Annotated in this window: 17 protein-coding genes and 1 other RNA gene; 3 read left to right on the top strand and 15 right to left on the bottom strand. The window is 39.4% G+C overall.

Going from position 1 to position 17,567, the window contains the following annotated elements:
• Nucleotides 1–15: 15 nt before the first annotated feature.
• Nucleotides 16–1,314, top strand: a complete 1,299-nt coding sequence (locus I5M19_RS09340) for an NAD(P)/FAD-dependent oxidoreductase (protein WP_200065936.1) — start codon at nucleotides 16–18, stop codon at nucleotides 1,312–1,314.
• Nucleotides 1,315–1,360: 46 nt separating this feature from the next.
• Nucleotides 1,361–2,602: a cation:proton antiporter gene (locus I5M19_RS09335; RefSeq protein ID WP_200065935.1), complete on the top strand. Its 1,242-nt coding sequence runs from the start codon at nucleotides 1,361–1,363 to the stop codon at nucleotides 2,600–2,602.
• 9 nt (nucleotides 2,603–2,611) lie between these two features.
• Here I5M19_RS09335 and I5M19_RS09330 read toward each other — a convergent pair whose 3' ends face one another.
• The 12 genes from I5M19_RS09330 to I5M19_RS09275 form a co-directional block, all read right to left on the bottom strand.
• The gene (locus tag I5M19_RS09330) at nucleotides 2,612–3,217 is read right to left on the bottom strand and encodes an FMN-binding negative transcriptional regulator (RefSeq protein WP_200065934.1); all 606 of its coding nucleotides are present in this window, start codon (nucleotides 3,215–3,217) and stop codon (nucleotides 2,612–2,614) included.
• Nucleotides 3,217–4,164, bottom strand: coding sequence for a Rossmann-fold NAD(P)-binding domain-containing protein (locus tag I5M19_RS09325; RefSeq protein WP_200065933.1), 948 nt, complete (start codon nucleotides 4,162–4,164; stop codon nucleotides 3,217–3,219). Before I5M19_RS09325 ends, I5M19_RS09330 begins: the two co-directional genes overlap by 1 nt.
• Before the next feature lie 106 nt (nucleotides 4,165–4,270).
• A complete protein-coding gene (locus tag I5M19_RS09320) occupies nucleotides 4,271–5,401 on the bottom strand; it encodes an aspartate aminotransferase family protein (RefSeq protein ID WP_200065932.1) in 1,131 nt (376 codons plus the stop codon).
• Nucleotides 5,402–5,463: 62 nt separating this feature from the next.
• Nucleotides 5,464–6,447 carry an N-acetyl-gamma-glutamyl-phosphate reductase gene (gene argC / locus I5M19_RS09315; protein ID WP_200065931.1) on the bottom strand — a complete coding sequence of 328 codons (984 nt, stop codon included), beginning with the start codon at nucleotides 6,445–6,447 and terminating at the stop codon, nucleotides 5,464–5,466.
• A gap of 9 nt (nucleotides 6,448–6,456) precedes the next feature.
• Nucleotides 6,457–6,918, bottom strand: coding sequence for a GNAT family N-acetyltransferase (locus I5M19_RS09310; RefSeq protein ID WP_200065930.1), 462 nt, complete (start codon nucleotides 6,916–6,918; stop codon nucleotides 6,457–6,459).
• Nucleotides 6,899–7,249 carry a cupin domain-containing protein gene (locus I5M19_RS09305; RefSeq protein ID WP_200065929.1) on the bottom strand — a complete coding sequence of 117 codons (351 nt, stop codon included), beginning with the start codon at nucleotides 7,247–7,249 and terminating at the stop codon, nucleotides 6,899–6,901. Before I5M19_RS09305 ends, I5M19_RS09310 begins: the two co-directional genes overlap by 20 nt.
• On the bottom strand, nucleotides 7,242–8,435 hold the full coding sequence (gene argG, locus I5M19_RS09300; RefSeq protein WP_200065928.1) for an argininosuccinate synthase: 1,194 nt from the start codon (nucleotides 8,433–8,435) through the stop codon (nucleotides 7,242–7,244). Before argG ends, I5M19_RS09305 begins: the two co-directional genes overlap by 8 nt.
• Nucleotides 8,436–8,437: 2 nt before the next feature.
• On the bottom strand, nucleotides 8,438–9,121 hold the full coding sequence (locus I5M19_RS09295) for a GNAT family N-acetyltransferase (protein ID WP_200065927.1): 684 nt from the start codon (nucleotides 9,119–9,121) through the stop codon (nucleotides 8,438–8,440).
• A 444-nt stretch (nucleotides 9,122–9,565) separates the two neighbouring features.
• Nucleotides 9,566–10,531, bottom strand: coding sequence for a YpdA family putative bacillithiol disulfide reductase (locus I5M19_RS09290; RefSeq protein WP_200065926.1), 966 nt, complete (start codon nucleotides 10,529–10,531; stop codon nucleotides 9,566–9,568).
• Between the two features lie 146 nt (nucleotides 10,532–10,677).
• An RNA gene (gene ffs / locus I5M19_RS09285) (signal recognition particle sRNA small type) lies at nucleotides 10,678–10,776 on the bottom strand.
• Nucleotides 10,777–10,893: 117 nt separating this feature from the next.
• Entirely contained in the window at nucleotides 10,894–11,385 is a 492-nt protein-coding gene (purE, locus tag I5M19_RS09280) for a 5-(carboxyamino)imidazole ribonucleotide mutase (RefSeq protein WP_200065925.1), read from the bottom strand.
• Between the two features lie 41 nt (nucleotides 11,386–11,426).
• Nucleotides 11,427–12,566 carry a 5-(carboxyamino)imidazole ribonucleotide synthase gene (locus I5M19_RS09275; RefSeq protein ID WP_200065924.1) on the bottom strand — a complete coding sequence of 380 codons (1,140 nt, stop codon included), beginning with the start codon at nucleotides 12,564–12,566 and terminating at the stop codon, nucleotides 11,427–11,429.
• A 238-nt stretch (nucleotides 12,567–12,804) separates the two neighbouring features.
• On the opposite strand from I5M19_RS09275, the gene I5M19_RS09270 reads away from it, so the two are divergent.
• Nucleotides 12,805–14,262, top strand: coding sequence for an NADP-dependent isocitrate dehydrogenase (locus I5M19_RS09270; protein WP_200065923.1), 1,458 nt, complete (start codon nucleotides 12,805–12,807; stop codon nucleotides 14,260–14,262).
• Nucleotides 14,263–14,329: 67 nt separating this feature from the next.
• On the opposite strand, the gene I5M19_RS09265 is transcribed toward I5M19_RS09270, so the two are convergent.
• The 3 genes from I5M19_RS09265 to I5M19_RS09255 are packed head-to-tail and all read right to left on the bottom strand — an operon-like array spanning nucleotide 14,330 to nucleotide 17,498.
• Entirely contained in the window at nucleotides 14,330–16,162 is a 1,833-nt protein-coding gene (locus tag I5M19_RS09265) for an ABC transporter ATP-binding protein (RefSeq protein WP_200065922.1), read from the bottom strand.
• Between the two features lie 34 nt (nucleotides 16,163–16,196).
• Nucleotides 16,197–16,715, bottom strand: a complete 519-nt coding sequence (locus I5M19_RS09260) for a hypothetical protein (RefSeq protein WP_200065921.1) — start codon at nucleotides 16,713–16,715, stop codon at nucleotides 16,197–16,199.
• A gap of 6 nt (nucleotides 16,716–16,721) precedes the next feature.
• On the bottom strand, nucleotides 16,722–17,498 hold the full coding sequence (locus tag I5M19_RS09255; RefSeq protein ID WP_200065920.1) for an SAM hydrolase/SAM-dependent halogenase family protein: 777 nt from the start codon (nucleotides 17,496–17,498) through the stop codon (nucleotides 16,722–16,724).
• Nucleotides 17,499–17,567: the final 69 nt, after the last annotated feature.

Here is a 17,567-nt window from a genome sequence, read left to right as displayed (position 1 = left end):
TCAGTTACGTAAAATATGGATAAAAAAACTAACTCAAAGCCACGTGTACTTATCATTGGCGGCGGCTTCGCCGGCATACAACTGGCAAAAAAATTAAAAAACGCCCCCGTAGAAATATTGTTATTGGATAAGCATAATTATCATACCTTTCAGCCATTACTTTATCAGGTAGCTACCGGGGCTATTGAAAGTGATTCTATTGGTTTCCCCATCAGGCGGATATTTGGCAGACAAAAGAACTTTACCTTCCATCTTGCAGAGGTTAACGAGATTGATACGAACCATAACTTAGTAAAGGCCGACATCGGCGATATTTATTACGATTACCTGGTTATAGCTACGGGTGCTAACACCAATTATTTTGGCAATAAACAACTGGAACACTATACCATGCCAATGAAAAATATAGCCGAGGCGTTAAATATCAGAAGTTTATTATTGCAAAACCTCGAAAAAGCGCTGGTAACTACTGATAAAGCGGAGCGAAATGCCCTGCTCACATTTGTGGTTGTAGGCGGGGGGCCAACCGGGGTGGAGCTATCGGGTGCTATTGCAGAACTTAGGAAATATGTTCTTTGTAAAGATTATCCTGGTTTGTGTGATGCGGATATGAATGTTTTTTTAGTAGAAGGAAAACCGGAGCTGTTGGCAGCAATGTCGACGCAGGCGTCATCAAAAGCTAAAAAATTCCTGACTGAAATGGGAATTACCATTTATAATGGTGTGCATGTACAAAGTTATGATGGTGATGAATTGAAAATTGACGATGGCACCATTATCAAAACGCGGAACGTGTTTTGGGCAGCCGGGGTGAAGGCTGAAGTGCCCGATGGAATGCCTAAGGAGGTTATAGCACGCGGCGGCCGAATACAAACTGATGAAATAAACCGTGTAAAAGGCTACAACAACATTTTTGCTATTGGTGATGTGTCAGCTGTAGTCGATAGTAATAATCCGCAAGGTTACCCCGGAGTGGCTCAGGTAGCTTTACAACAAGGAAAGCATTTGGCAAAAAACCTGATGAATATTATAGAAAATCAACCAACTATACCATTTAAATATAACGACTTGGGTACCATGGCCACTATAGGACGGAATAAGGCGGTAGCGGACATACATAAACTTCATTTTCAAGGGTTTTTTGCATGGTTGCTGTGGATGTTTGTACACTTATTATCATTAGCCGGATTTAGCAACAAGGCTATCGTGTTTTTAAACTGGGCAACCGGATACATCACCCGTAACAGCGACAACAGGCTTGTTATTCATCACTTTGATACTAAAACGATGATGGAAGATGCTGTTGCGGAATAGATTTTGCAGGGACACATTATATAAATAATCATACGCCACATACTTAATGGATTTATTCGCCATAATTGCACTGCTCATTATTGTAAGTGCTATTTATTCCTACATTAATGCCCGCTTTATTAAGTTACCGGGAACTATTGGTATTGTAAGTTTGGCAATAATAGGTTCTGTAGCTACTATTATAGTTGATAACCTAAATCCCGGTATAGCAAAGTATCTTACCATATTAGCTACTAATATCAACTTCTCCAAAACGGTGCTCAATATAATGTTGGGTTTTTTATTGTTCGCCAGTGCTTTTAATCTCAACACCCGCCGACTGAAGAGAGAGATGCGGCCAGTAATTATTTTAAGTACGCTGGGGGTAATTTTATCAACAGCCATTTTTGGTGCCCTTTTTTATTACGTAGCCGGATTTATAAATATACAAATCCCATTCAGGTATTGCCTGTTATTTGGCGCTATGGTTTCGCCTACAGACCCCGTAGCTGTAGGAGCTATCATTAAGGGCTCGCGGCTGCCTACCAATCTTGAAACTATAATTTCGGGCGAGTCATTGTTTAACGATGGTATTGGACTGGTGTTATTTGTTACTTTGTTAGAGATCACCCAATCAGGAAAAGACAATGTGGATTTCGGGAAAACCATTTTTTTATTTATAAAGGAGGTATTCGGCGGTATTTTTTTAGGTGCGCTAACCGGATATATCGCATTCCGTTTAATGCGATCAATCAGTGATTTTCAAACTATTGTACTGGTGTCTCTAAGCCTTGTTATGTTTATATCAGTTTCTGCGGCTTATCTGCACTTTTCCATACCGTTATCGGTTGTTACGGCAGGTTTATTTGCAGGGAATCGCTCTATAAATGCCGATAATAAAGATCATTCGCATCAGGCGCTGGAGAAATTCTGGGTTTTAATAGATGAAATGCTGAATACCGTGCTTTTTGTAATGATTGGCTTACAAATGGTTAATTTGCCTTTTATCCGTAATTACTGGATAATAGGAGGGATAGGCATTATTATTATATTGGCTGCGCGATGGCTGAGTATTTTACTGCCGCTAACTTTTTTGCGCAGGTCGTTAAAATTGAATTACGGCAGTATAAATATACTTACCTGGGCAGGGGTAAGGGGTGGGATTTCCATAGCTCTTGCGCTGGTGTTACCCGACTCGCCCTACCGACATCTGATGCTATCCGGGACTTACTTTATAGTGATTTTTTCTATCATAGTACAGGGGCTGACATTGAACAGGGTGATCAACGCTTCATTTAAAAGTACTTAATGCTTTAAATCAAGTTCTTTTCATATACCGGGCTATTTCCTGTTCATTTTTATCGGCAGACTTACCTAAGTTGTCTATTATTTTAGCCCGCTCAACCTCTGTGCGGTTTTGGCTAAGTTTCTTTTTTGCCTGCAAATTATCCACTACAATTTCAAAAGCCACAATGCCATTCATCATTTTTAATTTAAAAGCTTCGGACAAACTGTCCCATTGTTTCAGGTAATCCAATTCGTAATAGCTTATTGTTTTACGCAGCAAGTTATCAACTTTGATATTATCTGTTATTAACACAGCTTTGCCATAAGCATGTACTGCTATATAATTCCAGGTAGGTACATTCGTTTCTTTTTCGTAATTGGATGTAGAAATATATGCATGGGGCTCTGTAAAAATAACCAACGAAGTTTCGTTTACAATGGCAGCGGCCTGTGTATTTGCTTTAGCAAAGTGGGAGATCAATACTACCTTATTATCTCTCAGCTCTATCAAAAACGGTAAGTGAGTAGCCTCAGGCAAGCCGTTTACAGTGGTGACAATTGTACCAAAGCTATACTTACGAATAAAGTTTATAACTTCTTCATCGTTAACAAATTTATTGAATGCGGCGGTATACATTATAATGCTTCCAACATCTGTTTTAATACGGCCTGTGCCGCCCAAACACGATTTCCCGCTTCATGGATAACAACTGATCTGGCGCTATCTAATATTTCATCGGCGAGTTCCAGATTACGACGCACCGGCAGGCAATGCATAACCTTTGCGTCAGGTGCAACTTCCAGCTTTTTATTATTAAGCATCCAATCCTCATTACCAGGCAGTACCTGACCATAAGGTTCATAAGCCGACCAGTTTTTTACGTAGATAAAATCAGCTTCTTTTAAGGCTTCGTTCTGGTTGTGCGTAATGTTTGCACCCTGAGTAAATTCCGTAGCAAGTTCATAACCTGCCGGGTGGGCAATAGTAAAGTCAACATCGGCCTTACACATCCATTCAGCAAACGAGTTGGGTACAGCCTGTGGCAAGGCTTTTATATGCGGTGCCCAGGTTAATACAACTTTAGGCCTGCTAATGGTTTTTAGTTCTTGTATAGTTACCAGATCGGCAAGGCTTTGCAGCGGATGGCGTGTAGCAGATTCTAAACTTACAACAGGCACACCACAATATTCCACAAATTTGTTAAATATGTTCTCGCTGTAATCCTCTTCACGGTCTTTTAACCCGGGGAAAGAACGCACACCAATAATATCAGCATACTCACCCATAACAGCTGCTGCTTCTTTGATATGTTCTACAGTAGTGCCGTTCATGATCACATTATCCTGCAATTCCAGTGCCCAGCCTTCCTTATCTATGTTTAGCACGATAACATTCATGCCCAAATTAATTCCTGCTTTTTGGGTACTAATACGTGTACGCAAACTTGGATTTAAAAAAACGAGGCATAACGTTTTATTTTTACCCAAATGCTGGTAAGCATAAGGATCTTGTTTCAGGTGTAATGCTTCGGCAACTAATGCCGTTACATCTTTAACATCATTTACAGAAGAAAATAATTTCATGAGCCTCGTTTATAGTAGCCTCACTCAAAATCACCTTTCAATAAGGTGATTTGTAAGTAAGGCTTAATTAAAAATGTTTATTCTATACAGTGCCTACAAAATGTCTTTAAGAAGAAGCCAACGTTTTATCTAATGCCTCTAAAAATCTGTCGGCGTAAGTTTTTGTTAAATTTAAAGCAGGTAAAAGCCTAACTACGTTTGGTTTAGCTTCTCCTGTAAATATCTGATGTTTAAATAACAAGTCCTTTTTAACATTCGATAGTTCGGCAGGTAATTCAATACCTATCATTAAACCACGGCCACGCACTTCGGTTATTTTATTAAACTTTTTAAGCTCCTCTATCAGGTAGCTGCCTAAATCCGCGGCGTTCTGGATCAGGTTATCCTGTTCCATTACCTCCAATACGGCTAAACCTGCAGCACAAGCTAAGTGATTACCACCAAACGTAGTTCCCAGCATGCCATAAGTGGCTTGTATTTTTGGAGAGATAATAATGCCGCCAATTGGAAAACCGTTGCCCATTCCCTTTGCCATTGAATAGATGTCGGCATTTATCTCGGCAAAATCATGTGAGAAGAATTTACCCGTACGCCCGTAGCCACACTGTACAGAATCGGCTATATAAACAGCATTGTGTCCATCACAAAGTGATCTTATTTTTTGCAGAAATGATACCGGAGCCACCTGTATGCCGCCCACGCCTTGTATACCCTCAATTATTACTGAGGAAATTTCATGCTCAGCAAAAGTTTTTTCTAAAGCAGTTTCATCCGCCCAGGGTAAAAATATTACATTGTGTGTTTCATTGACAGGGGCAACAATTTTGGGATTATCAGTAACGGCAACTGCCAGAGATGTACGTCCGTGAAATGATTTACGGAAAGCGATTACCTTTTTTTTACCGTTGTAAAAAGATGCCAGTTTTAAAGCATTCTCGTTTGCTTCGGCTCCGGAATTACACAAAAACAGCTGATAATCCTCTTTGCCGGATATTTTACCCAGTTTTTCGGCCAGTTGCTTTTGCAGGGGAATTTCGATGGAGTTGGAATAAAAACCAATTTTATGCAATTGATCCTCCAGGCGTTTTACATAATGCGGATTGGTGTGACCAATAGAAATTACCGCATGACCGCCGTAAAGATCAAGATACTCCGTGCCTTTGTCGTCATAAACAAGGCTACCCATGCCTTTGACAATATTTATGGGGTTAATAGGGTAGACGTCGAATAAATTCATTTTTATAAAAATAACAGGGTAAAAAACTTAAATTAAAAACAAGTGCTGATACGGCGATGGGCTTAAAAACCGATCGCCTTAAGTCGTAGCCCTGCGCGTTCGTCCAATCCAAACATTAAATTCATGTTTTGCACTGCCTGGCCGGATGCGCCTTTAAGTAAATTATCCATAATGCTCACAATGAATATTTTATCATCAATCTTTTTTACCTGTATAAAACATTTATTGGTGTTTACTATTTGTTTCAGGTCGATGTCACGACTGGTTACGTGCGTAAACGGATGATCTGTATAGTATTCTTTATAAAGTTTTAAAGCTTCTGCTTCGCTCATATCCGTTTGGGTATACATAGATGCAATTATGCCTCTTGTGAAGTCACCACGATAAGGCACAAAACTGATACTGTTAGCAAAATCAGGTTGCAACTGTTTTAATGACTGGCCGATCTCGTTTAAATGCTGATGGTTAAATACTTTGTAAACAGAAAGGTTGTCATTTCTCCACGTAAAATGTGAGGTGGGCGATAAACTTTGTCCGGCTCCGGTAGAACCCGTGGTGGCTGTTATATGAACTTCGTTCTTCAGCAAACCAGCAGAGGCCAATGGCAATAAGCCTAATTGTAAGCAAGTGGCAAAACAACCGGGATTAGCGATGTTTTGTGCGGTTGCGATAGCATCTTTATTTAACTCGGGCAACCCATATACAAAGTTTTTGGCTTTTATTTTTGAATTTTGGTTCAATCTGAAGTCCTGACTCAGATCAATGATCCTGATGGTATCAGGAATATCATTAGTTTCTAAAAATTTACGTGCATCACCGTGGCCAACGCATAAAAACAATACATCTATATGCTGGGATAATTCAGATGCAAACTTTAGATCAGTATCTCCAAACAGGTCCTTATGAACTTCATAAACAAAGTTGCCAGCATTGCTATTGCTATGTACAAAGGTGATTTCAACGTTTGGATGATTGATCAATATCCGCAGCATTTCGCCACCGGTGTAACCCGCGCCCCCAATAATGCCAACCTTTATTTTTTTCATTTCCATAGTTCACTCAACATTTTTCCTATACATTATAAATTCGTTATCCGGTTGTTGTTTTATAAATCCAAGCGATTGATATAATCGTTGGGCGTTATAATTATTATTTTGTGTTTCTAATTGTACAAAATGCGCGGAATGATCTTTTGCGTATTCCATTGCAGTATGTATCAAATAGGTCGCTATCCCCTTTTTTCTGTAAGGCTCATCCACATATAAATCGTTCAATATCCAGTTTTTTGTTACCCGCATAGACGAATATTTAGGATATAACTGTACAAATCCTACAGGATCATTAATATTGAGAGCAACAAATATTACTGACTCGTTATTGCTTAATCGCTCATTTATAAAACTTTCTGCCAGTTGTAAATCCGATGGCTGTTTATAAAAAACGCGGTATTTATTAAACAATCCGGTTACTAATTGTGCTTCAGCTAAAGTTATGTGCTTAACAATTAATCCTGTCATTTTTTGTTGAAGGGTAACTGTACAAAATAAATTCCAGATCCGCCTGATCTTTGTTGCTGATAAAATGTTTTTGTCCCGGATCTATCTGTATGCCCTGTTCTGGTTTAAGTGTATGTTCTTTTCCGTCAACAGTAATAATTGCCCTGCCTTTCAATACAAAAAACAATTGGGTGGCTTTTTCGTGATAGTGAAGCGCCTCGGCTGTATCAGGCGGCATTAATTCCTGCTTAACCGAAAGGGCATCTGTATCAACAAAATTCCAGCCGTGGCAGTCATCGCCCCATTTATAATGGCTGAGGCATTCACTTCTTGAAAAAACCTGATTAATCATTAGGATTTACTTTATGATAGATCATAACCTGGTTACCAAATATTTTAGAGAAACCTTTTACATCCTCGCCGCTCCAGGCATTATTCATTTCGCCATAGCTGCCGAATTTGTTTGACATCAGATCGTGATCAGATTCAATACCAACAACCTGGAAACGATAAGGATATAATTGAACAAATACTTTACCGCTAACATTCTTTTGAGTATCGGTTAAAAAGGCTTCTATATTGCGCATTATAGGGTCATGGAACTGGCCTTCGTGCAGCCAGTTGCCATAAAAGGCCGATAGTTGATCTTTCCAGGATAACTGCCACTTGGTTAAAACGTGTTTTTCAAGTGTATGATGTGCTTTTATGATTACCATAGGAGCGGCAGCCTCGAAACCAACTCTTCCCTTTATACCTATAATGGTATCACCAACATGAATATCCCTGCCAATGCCATAAGGCTGTGCTATTGCCTGCAATGCCTGAATAGCTTTGGTTGGATGGTCATATCTTTCCTGATCGATATTTGTAAGCTCTCCTTTTTCGAAAGTGAGTTCTAATGTTCTTGGTTCAATTTCGGTAACCTGGGTAGGCCAGGCCTCTTCGGGTAAACCTAAGTTTGATGTAAGGGTTTCTTTACCACCTACTGATGTGCCCCATATTCCTTTATTAATAGAATATTTTGCTTTTTCAAAGTTCATCTCTACCCCATGTTTTTTAAGGTAAGCAATCTCCTCTTCGCGGCTAAGTTTCATATCACGAATAGGGGTGATGATCTGTACATCGGGTATCAGGATGTTAAATATCATATCAAACCTAACCTGATCGTTACCTGCGCCTGTGCTGCCATGTGCAACAAATTCGGCTCCGATCTCTTTAGCGTAATTGGCTATAGCAGTTGCCTGACTTACCCTCTCGGCGCTTACTGATAAGGGGTACGTATTGTTTTTTAATACATTGCCATAAACAAGATAACGCACACAGGTATTATAAAAATTTGTGGTCTCATCAACTACATGGTGCGATGTAACTCCCATTTGATAGGCACGTTCTTCAACGCTTTTTAATTCCTGGTCGCTAAAGCCACCTGTATTTACAATTACAGAGTGCACCTCGTAACCCAGATCGCGCGTTAAATAAATGCAGCAAAAAGAGGTGTCTAATCCGCCGCTGTATGCAAGTACTACTTTTTTCTTCATATCTAATTAATAAGCTTTATTAAAAAGCTGATTCCTAATATAGTGGTTAATTTTCCGGATCTTTTCTTTATGGCATTTTCTATACGCTCCAGCAGGGTTGCCTTATGCGTAATCCGTTTCATTTTGTCTTCGTATTCTTTTTGCTTCTCTGCCGGATCAAATAACATGGCGGTACACATGCAGTTCTTACGGTCTTTGCTCATTAATATATCGTAATTAACGCAACTTCTGCAGCCTTTCCAAAAATCTTCATCCTGTGTAAGTTCAGAATAGGTAACGGGCTCGTAACCTATTTCAGAATTAATCTTCATTACAGCCAGGCCGGTAGTAAGTCCGAATATTTTTGCATTAGGATATTTTTTGCGGGATAATTCGAATATCTTTTCCTTAATGGCTTTAGCCAAACCTGCCTTACGATATATGGGATTTACAATAAGCCCGGAGTTGGCAACAAAATCGCCGTGGCTCCATGTCTCAATATAACAGAAACCAGCCCAGGTGCCATCTTTATGCAGGGCAATTACTGCTTTGCCCTCCAGCATTTTATTGGCGACATACTCCGGAGAACGCTGTGCAATGCCGGTGCCCCGCGCTTTTGCAGATTCTGCCATTTCATCGCATATAACAGGCGCAAAATCTGCATGCTCTGCAGTTGCTACCTTTATATCAAAATCTTGTATGGTCATTATAATAGAAAAATTACCGTTTGCTTTTCGGTGTTTTAAAACCTTTAATAATTAGAAGGACATTGTTTAAAGAAGGTAAAAAAAGCTTCTTTGTTTGGGTGGGGAACGAAAATCCAATTAAACCCGTGGGATAAACACCCGTCGTCGGTTTGGAAGAAACGGAGATACAAATAAACCCAATACAGCAACAACCGGAGCAAATTTCACTCTGTTAACTATATTTATAAGGTTGTATTGTTTCATTATTTAGTAATACTTGTTACTTGTAAATTTTGTGCAAATTATTACATTAAATTTTACTTATGCAAGTAAAAAATTGAATTATGATAAATAAGTTACTTATGAAGCTTAAAAATGCTTGTAAGGGATGTAATTTATAAGTTTAAATGATTTAAACATTAATTTTATACCAATTTCAAAAACAGTCGGCAGTATAAATCAAGACTATTTTTTTTGATCTTTAGCAACGATATCGTTTATGATCATATCTGCATGTATGCGGGAGTTTTCAATAAACCATAAATGCGTGTCGAGGCCACCACAAACCACGCCTGCAAGATACATACCGGGCATATTGGTTTCCATTGTATGCTGATTATACTCGGGAATAAATTTATCTTTTGTGAGGTTAATTCCAAGTTTCGCCAAAAAATCAAAATTTGGCTTATAGCCAGTCATGGCCATTACAAAATCGTTAGGGATGATAACCTTTCCGTCGGGTGTATCTATATCTACCTCATGTTCCCGTATGGCAGCTAAATTAGAGTTAAAATAAGCTTTTACGCTGCCTTCTTTTATACGGTTAATAATATCCGGCCTAACCCAGTATTTTACCCGGTTACTTATCTCGCTTCCGCGTACCACTAAAGTTACGTTGGCGCCCTTACGATAGGTTTCTAAAGCTACATCTATGGCGGAGTTACTACTGCCTACTACTACTACATTTTGCATAGCATAATAATGCGGGTCTTTATAATAGTGCTTAACTTTTGGCAGATCTTCGCCGGGTATATCCAGATTTACCGATATATCATAAAAGCCGGTAGAAAGTATTACTTTTTTTGCATGATAGGTTTGCCTGGAGGATGTGATTGTGTATCCGCCTGCCGACGGCTTTATCTGGGTAACCTCTTCGAAAAGATTAATAGGTAAATTATTAGACACCGCTACCCGGCGATAATACTCCAGTGCTTCGGCGCGATTGGGTTTGTTATGGATGGTAACAAAAGGAATACCGCCTATTTCTAACTTCTCGGAAGTGGAAAAAAAGGTCATGGTTGACGGGTAATTATATAAAGAATTTACCAGACATCCTTTTTCAACTATAACGAAGCTGAGTCCGGCTTTTTGTGCTGCCAGTCCGCAGGCCAAACCAATAGGACCGCCGCCAATAATAAGTATATCAAGCATATTTGCGAAGATAGGCAGTTTGGAGATATGTAATATCGAATAATGAATATTGAATGTCAAATATCGAAGTAAATCAAAATATATAATTGGTTTTTGTTGTTCGATATTAAATGCGAGTAGCAGCAATTGAAAAAATTGGGCACAAAAAAGGGTAAGCTACTTTTATCGCGCCGCTCAACTCTCTACCCTTGCTGCGTTCCCACCCTGGGGGAGTTCAAGAGGAGCTGGCCGTAAAAGACTTACCCCGGCGCAAAGATAGAAAAATGAAGCGTTTACAGTTAAGAAATTGTTAAAAAAGGATAAGCGGTTGAATATGAGGGTTGTTTTTTATTCATATGTTGAAATTATCATTACCGGAGAGATCAGGCTTCCATCTCTTTAGCGGAATCTTCCACTTTTTTCTTTAACTCCTCTTTATAAGCGATAAGATTTTTGGTAAGGTATTCGTCGGCGGTGGATATTATTTGGGCGGCCAGTATCCCCGCATTTTTAGCCGCGTTAAGTGCTACGGTGGCTACCGGAATGCCATTAGGCATTTGCAAAATGGAAAGAATAGAGTCCCAGCCATCAATAGAGTTGCTTGATTTAACGGGAACTCCAATCACCGGCAAGTGAGTTAAAGATGCTACCATTCCCGGTAAATGAGCTGCGCCACCCGCACCCGCAATAATGACTTTTATTCCCCTGTCAGCAGCGGCACGCGCATAGCTAAACATCCTGTCGGGCGTACGGTGTGCTGATACCACTGTTATTTCATAGTCAACATTTAGTTGTTTTAAAATATCAGCGGCTTCCTGCATTACCGGCAGATCAGACTTACTGCCCATTATTATACCTACTTTAGGCTGGTTCATATAATGTCAATTAATCAGTATTAGCAATATATCTTTTAAAATTAAGCAATAACTTTAAGTGTTTCCTGTACGTATCTGGCTTTTTCTATAGCTTTTTCCCTGTCATCATCAACCACGGTTACATGGCCCATCTTGCGGAAGGGTTTAGTTAAAATTTTTCCATATAAGTGAATATATACACCTTCACACTTTAATATTTTTTCGATACCCTGGTAAATTGCCGGCCCCTGATATCCGGTTTCTCCTAAAACATTTACCATAACCGCATTACTTAAACATGTGGTATCGCCCAGGGGTTGATTAAAAATAGCGCGTAAGTGTTGTTCAAACTGCGACACCACATTCCCCTCAATACTTTGATGTCCGCTATTATGCGGTCGTGGTGCTAATTCATTAACTAATATGCGCCCGCTTTTATCTAAAAACATTTCTACAGCCAACAAACCGACAATTTTTATGGTGTCGGCAATTCTTATCGCTATCTGTTCTGCTTCCTGTTGTACCTCAAACGGAAGGGTAGATGGAGATATCAGAAACTCTACTAAATTCGCTTCGGGATTAAATTCCATTTCTACCATAGGGAAGGCTTTTATTTCCCCTTCGTCATTACGGGCAACTATTACAGCTATCTCTTTTTCAAAATCTACCCAACGTTCAATAAGGCTGGGTTCAGTAAATGCACCTTCCAGGTATGATTCATCAGCAATTTTATACACCCCCTTGCCGTCGTAACCATCACGACGTAATTTTTGAATATATGGGAACGGAATATGACTTTGCTGCAGATCCTCCGGTGAGGATATGATCTGAAATTCTGCTGTAGGGATGTCGTTCTCTTTAAAAAATTGCTTTTGTAACCCTTTATCCTGAATAAGCCGGATGATACGTGATTGCGGATACACTAACACCCCTTCCTTCTCAAGCTGTTCCAGGGCGTCAACATTTACTTTTTCAATTTCAATGGTGAGCATATCCACCTTTTTTCCGAAATTATAAACTGTGTCATAATCGTTAAGGTGGCCAACAATAAACTCATTGCATAACCTGCGGCAGGGTGCCTCACGATCGGGGTCGAGTACTTTAACAGTAACGTTATAGTTTATAGCCTGCTGTATAAGCATCCGGCCTAACTGACCTCCGCCTAAAATTCCTAATTTAAGATCTCCGTAAAATGATTTCATGGTATATGCCACAAATTTAACCTAAATCTTTCAAAAACCTGTTTATGCACTTAAATACTATTAATTAAAAATGAAAAAAAGCGGAAACAAGTTTCAAATTATGCGTGTTATCAGCTGTAAAATATAATTATTAGCCTGGTTTTAAATATAATAAACTGAGGCTTATAGATAGTGTTGACTGTGAAAACACCTTTAAAAAGCGTACCTTTGCGCTGTTTTTACAATAACGATCATTTTCATGAGAACTAAAATAGCAGTAGCAAAGGGTGATGGTATCGGGCCGGAAATCATGGCCGCCGTACTCCGTATATTCGAAGCCGCAAACGTACAACTCGACTATGAGTATGTAGAAATGGGTAAATCTTATTTTGACGCCGGACATTCCACCGGGATGACCGCGGCTGCAAAAGAAACTATAGAACGCCTGGGTATATTATTTAAAGGCCCAATGGAAACCCCTAAGGGGAAAGGTGTAAAAAGTATAAATGTTACCGCCCGTAAAGTATGGAATACTTATGCTAATCAGCGTGATTTCCGTACACTGAATGGTGTTGAAACTGTTTTTTCTAAGGCAGGTATTCCAATTAACTTAACCATAGTACGCGAAAATATTGAAGATACATACGGAGGTATTGAACATCTTTTAACTAATGATGTTGCCGTTGGGCGTCGCATTATAACTCGCCCTGGATCAGCGCAGGTTATACGTTATGCATTTGAAATGGCACGCCGTAAAGGCTATACCAAGTTGGCTTGCGGACACAAAGCAAATATTATGAAGCTCACTGATGGAATGTTTCTGGAAACATTTTATGAGATAGCTAAAGAATATCCGGATATTGAATCATCTGACATTATTGTGGACGACCTGTGTATGAAACTGGTGTCGCGTCCACAGATGTTTCAGGCCATTGTGTTAACCAACCTGCAGGGCGATATCGTATCCGACCTTTGCGCCGGGTTGGTTGGCGGTTTAGGTTTTGCACCATCAGCTAACATTGGTGATAACATATCCATATTTGAGGCTGTACATGGTACCGCGCCTGATATTGCAGGTAAAGGTATTGCTAATCCTACGGCATTATTGCTGTCGGGGATATTAATGCTGCGCTATTTGGGTGCTACAACAGCGGCTGCCACTATTGAAAATGCTTTGCTTTATACACTTGAGCAGGGCGTGCATACCGGTGATTTTGGTGACCGTTCAACAGCGGCTGCCAATACGGATACATTTGCGGACGCTATTATAGCTAATATAAGCAAACAGCCTGCTGAGGGTGCCATAATAGTAACTCCGGATTTAGAATATAAGGCTAATCATGACCATCCTGTAAAAAATAAGCTAACTGTTACCAACACAGGTGTTGTGGAAGAAATGATTGGTGTGGATGTGTTTGTACGATCTGATCTACAGCCAGCTGAATTAGCTGAGCTGGCTCAAAGGAAACTTACCGATAATTTTCAGTTAGTGATGATATCTAATAGAGGTACACAAGTATGGCCTACAGGCTCCATATTTACAGAACTGGTTAATGAGTATCGCGTACGATTTGAGAAAAAAGAAGGGCGCGAAATCACCCAAAAAGAAATATTACATATTGCTGCTGACCTTTCTGAAGAGTTTAAAGTTTGCTCAGTTGAATTCCTGATGAAATTTAACGGCAAAATAGGTTATACCCTGGCACAAGGACAGTAACAATAAGCACTAAATATTTATGATCATGCCGGATAATTTGAAATTATCCGGCATTTTTATTTGGGGATTACTGTACGTCGTATTGTAACTGACTAAGGTAACGGTATAAACCCTGCTCGTTACTAATTAGTTCTGCGTGGCTGCCCGATTCAATAATATTACCTTTCTCTAAAACAATGATCTTATCGGCCTCGCGTATGGTAGAAAGACGATGAGCAATGATAATGGATGTTCGTCCCTTCATCAATTCTTCCAATGCCTCCTGTACCAATCTTTCCGATTCGGAGTCAAGCGATGATGTGGCCTCATCTAAAATTAATATAGCCGGATTTTTTAGTAATGCCCGTGCTATGGCTATGCGTTGCCTTTGCCCGCCGGACAGTTTAACACCACGTTCACCAACTACAGTGTCATATCCTTCAGGGAAGGAACTGATGAACATGTCAGCATTTGCACGCTTGGCGGCTTTAATAATTTCCTCTTTAGTTGCGTCTAATTTACCATAGGCGATATTCTCTAATATAGTTCCGCCAAATAGTAATACATCCTGTGGTACTATAGCAACCTGGTTACGAATATCAGTTAGCGCATAATCAGATGCGGGTTTACCATCAAATAATATGGTTCCGCTTTGCGGATGGTAAAATTGCAACACTAATGCCGCCATAGTTGACTTACCCGAGCCACTTGGTCCTACAATAGCTATACGCTGTCCTGCAGCCGCATCAAATGAAATATCATTTAAAACCGTTATCTCCGGTCTGGAAGGATAAGCAAAAACCACATTATTGAATGAGATCTTTCCGTATAATTGTTGTTTTATCAGGTTTTCAGTGGAATTAATGGAAATGTCTTCGCCTGTTTCATCTAATATTTCCAACACGCGCTCACTGGCACCAACAGCTTTTTGCATGTTAGCATAAAGATCAGGCAGGCTACCCATTGCCGCACTAATGAAAGCCGCATAAATAATAAAGGTGGTTAGTTTACCAAAGGTCATTCCGTTGTCGTGGATAGAAACCAGATAGGAGCCGTACCATATCTCACAAAATATGGTACCGAATAAACAGAAAACTATAAATGCGCCGAACAAGCCTCGATACTTAGCCCCTTTAACGGCAATATTAACTACTTGTTGCAGGTTTTTTTGATACCTGCCTGCTTCAAATGCCTCATTAACAAAAGCTTTTACATTAGCTATGCCCTGTAAAGTTTCTTCCACAATTGTATTGGATTCCGCTAATTGATCCTGTGCCTGGCGTGATAGGGTACGTATAAACTTTCCGAAAAATATAGCTATGCCTATTAAAAACGGCAGTATGATGAGTAATGCAGCAGTTAATTTAATAGAAACTATGGCCAACAGAATGATGCCACCTACCATTATTATCACCTGCCTTATAATTTCTGCAAAAGTGGTGGTAAGTGTATCCTGTATTTGCGAAAGATCTGCTGAGATACGGCTGTTTAGTTCACCAACACGGCGGTTGGCAAAAAAGTTCATGGGTAAAGTTATCAGCCTGAAGTAAGTATCACGCCTTAAAGCAGCAAGTGCATTTTCAGCTACCTGTACAAACCAGGTGATCCTGAAAAAAGACACAAATCCCTGTAAAAACAATACCACTATCGCTATTTTTCCAATGGAGCTTAAATCGGCAGGCATAAATTTATACCGTTGTATGCCTTGTGAGGCATCTATAAGCGCGCCAAAAAAACCGGGAAATGCCAGACCAACTAAGCTGGAAAGTATAAGGAAAAATAAACCGCCAATAAATTTGGCCTTATATGGTCTAATATAACTTAGTAATCTGCCTATTTTGCGCAGGCTTTGTTTATTTATCTTTGCTTTAGGTAATTCTGCTTCTGCCTTACTGCCACTGTTCAGTCGTCCTCTTGCCATTTATATTTGAGCTGTTATTAACTTGGTGGCTAAGTTAAGCCTTTGGTCTGCGTTTTCTGAAAATCAATATTAAAATTGACGTAAGCATGAGCAGAATGATAATAATATACCAACGTTTAGCAGTATCGTACCTGGCTGTTTGCTGGTCTAATTGAGCTTTTAACCCTTCATTTTGCTTTCGGAAACGATTGATCGTATTCATAAAAGCAAGATTGCTTTTTTGAACTTCCTGTGATTGGGTTTGAACTTGGGTTTGCTGAAATGCGCGATAATCGAGCAATATTTTAAGTTCTTTGTAGATATTATTATCGGTTTGTACAATATCCATTAAAATATCATTGGAGCGGCGAATGTCTTTTTTGGTTTGTAAACCAAATATTCCGGTATGCTTGCTCAGGCTTTGATCGTATTTTCCGAACTTTTGTTTACGTATCGCCAGCATCTGGTTTATTTTCTTACGCTGAAGTTGGTAGGCGAGTGAATCTGATTTTTCCTGTGCAAAAGCAGCGACTACAAAAAATGTCAGCAAACTTAACAAATAGATCTTTTTCATGCTTTTTTATTCAAAGTCAATGATGACGCTGTCGCCGAGGTTTAAGCCAAGCAAACCACTGGCATTTCCTTTATTTATGGCTATTTCCAGGTGGTCGCTAATCCCAAAAAGACAAAGCTTTTCGCCTTCGGGTACCTCGTTATAATGCCAGCTTAAATGGTTAATAGTTTCATTACGTTTAAAGTATAACACAAACCGCCGCCCTTGTTGCACGCTGTTAAAAAATTCTTTCGTAATATTTGTGATCACATTCTGGAAAGAATCAATATAAATCACCACACCTTTGATAATATTTTTTTCGATAACAGGTTGCAGATTCATTTTGTTTTCAATGTTGCTTACAGGCAATCCTATATCCTCCAGGGAGCCGCCGCTGGCAAGGTGGCAGGCTGCTTTCACAAAAATGTCGGCCAGAGGAAAATGAAGAAACTTGAGGTCCTGCATAATATTGATCTCTACAATTTCCTCAGGCTCATTATTAAACATTAATGAAAATATCCCGTTATCGGCCCCTACGAAATAATGATTATTATATTTAACTGCTAAATAACGTGTATAAGTGTTATAAACGGTATCTATGCCAATTAAATGAACCGTATGGTCAGGAAAGTAATGAAAACTATTTTTTAAAATAAACGCGGCTTGCTGAACATTAAAGGCAGCAACATTGTTAGTAATATCAACAATATTTACTGTCGGCAGCAATTTTAAAATACTACCTTTAAGGGCAGCCTGATAAATATCTTTATCGCCCAGGTCAGTAGTTAATGTTATAATTGCCATTAATTTTATAAATATTTATTGCTAATCTTGTACAAGTATTTAAGGTGCAAATATTCAATTTTAAATTCA

This window comes from Mucilaginibacter segetis, assembly GCF_016522075.1.
GTDB lineage: Bacteria > Bacteroidota > Bacteroidia > Sphingobacteriales > Sphingobacteriaceae > Mucilaginibacter > Mucilaginibacter segetis.
The sequence above is the reverse complement of the archived record's forward strand: the minus strand, read 5'-3'. Positions and strand labels throughout refer to the sequence as shown.

Excerpts from the sequence above, each read along its gene's own strand:
- I5M19_RS09265 (WP_200065922.1), bottom strand. The coding sequence starts at position 16,162 with ATGGCAAGAGGACGACTGAACAGTGGCAGTAAGGCAGAAGCAGAATTA.
- argC (WP_200065931.1), bottom strand. The coding sequence starts at position 6,447 with ATGAAAAAAATAAAGGTTGGCATTATTGGGGGCGCGGGTTACACCGGT.
- I5M19_RS09340 (WP_200065936.1), top strand. The coding sequence starts at position 16 with ATGGATAAAAAAACTAACTCAAAGCCACGTGTACTTATCATTGGCGGC.
- I5M19_RS09295 (WP_200065927.1), bottom strand. The coding sequence starts at position 9,121 with ATGACCATACAAGATTTTGATATAAAGGTAGCAACTGCAGAGCATGCA.
- I5M19_RS09330 (WP_200065934.1), bottom strand. The coding sequence starts at position 3,217 with ATGTATACCGCCGCATTCAATAAATTTGTTAACGATGAAGAAGTTATA.
- I5M19_RS09310 (WP_200065930.1), bottom strand. The coding sequence starts at position 6,918 with ATGACAGGATTAATTGTTAAGCACATAACTTTAGCTGAAGCACAATTA.
- I5M19_RS09290 (WP_200065926.1), bottom strand. The coding sequence starts at position 10,531 with ATGCTTGATATACTTATTATTGGCGGCGGTCCTATTGGTTTGGCCTGC.
- I5M19_RS09320 (WP_200065932.1), bottom strand. The coding sequence starts at position 5,401 with ATGAATTTATTCGACGTCTACCCTATTAACCCCATAAATATTGTCAAA.
- I5M19_RS09305 (WP_200065929.1), bottom strand. The coding sequence starts at position 7,249 with ATGATTAATCAGGTTTTTTCAAGAAGTGAATGCCTCAGCCATTATAAA.
- purE (WP_200065925.1), bottom strand. The coding sequence starts at position 11,385 with ATGAACCAGCCTAAAGTAGGTATAATAATGGGCAGTAAGTCTGATCTG.
- I5M19_RS09255 (WP_200065920.1), bottom strand. The coding sequence starts at position 17,498 with ATGGCAATTATAACATTAACTACTGACCTGGGCGATAAAGATATTTAT.
- I5M19_RS09275 (WP_200065924.1), bottom strand. The coding sequence starts at position 12,566 with ATGAAATCATTTTACGGAGATCTTAAATTAGGAATTTTAGGCGGAGGT.
- I5M19_RS09325 (WP_200065933.1), bottom strand. The coding sequence starts at position 4,164 with ATGAAATTATTTTCTTCTGTAAATGATGTTAAAGATGTAACGGCATTA.
- I5M19_RS09260 (WP_200065921.1), bottom strand. The coding sequence starts at position 16,715 with ATGAAAAAGATCTATTTGTTAAGTTTGCTGACATTTTTTGTAGTCGCT.
- I5M19_RS09335 (WP_200065935.1), top strand. The coding sequence starts at position 1,361 with ATGGATTTATTCGCCATAATTGCACTGCTCATTATTGTAAGTGCTATT.
- argG (WP_200065928.1), bottom strand. The coding sequence starts at position 8,435 with ATGAAGAAAAAAGTAGTACTTGCATACAGCGGCGGATTAGACACCTCT.
- I5M19_RS09270 (WP_200065923.1), top strand. The coding sequence starts at position 12,805 with ATGAGAACTAAAATAGCAGTAGCAAAGGGTGATGGTATCGGGCCGGAA.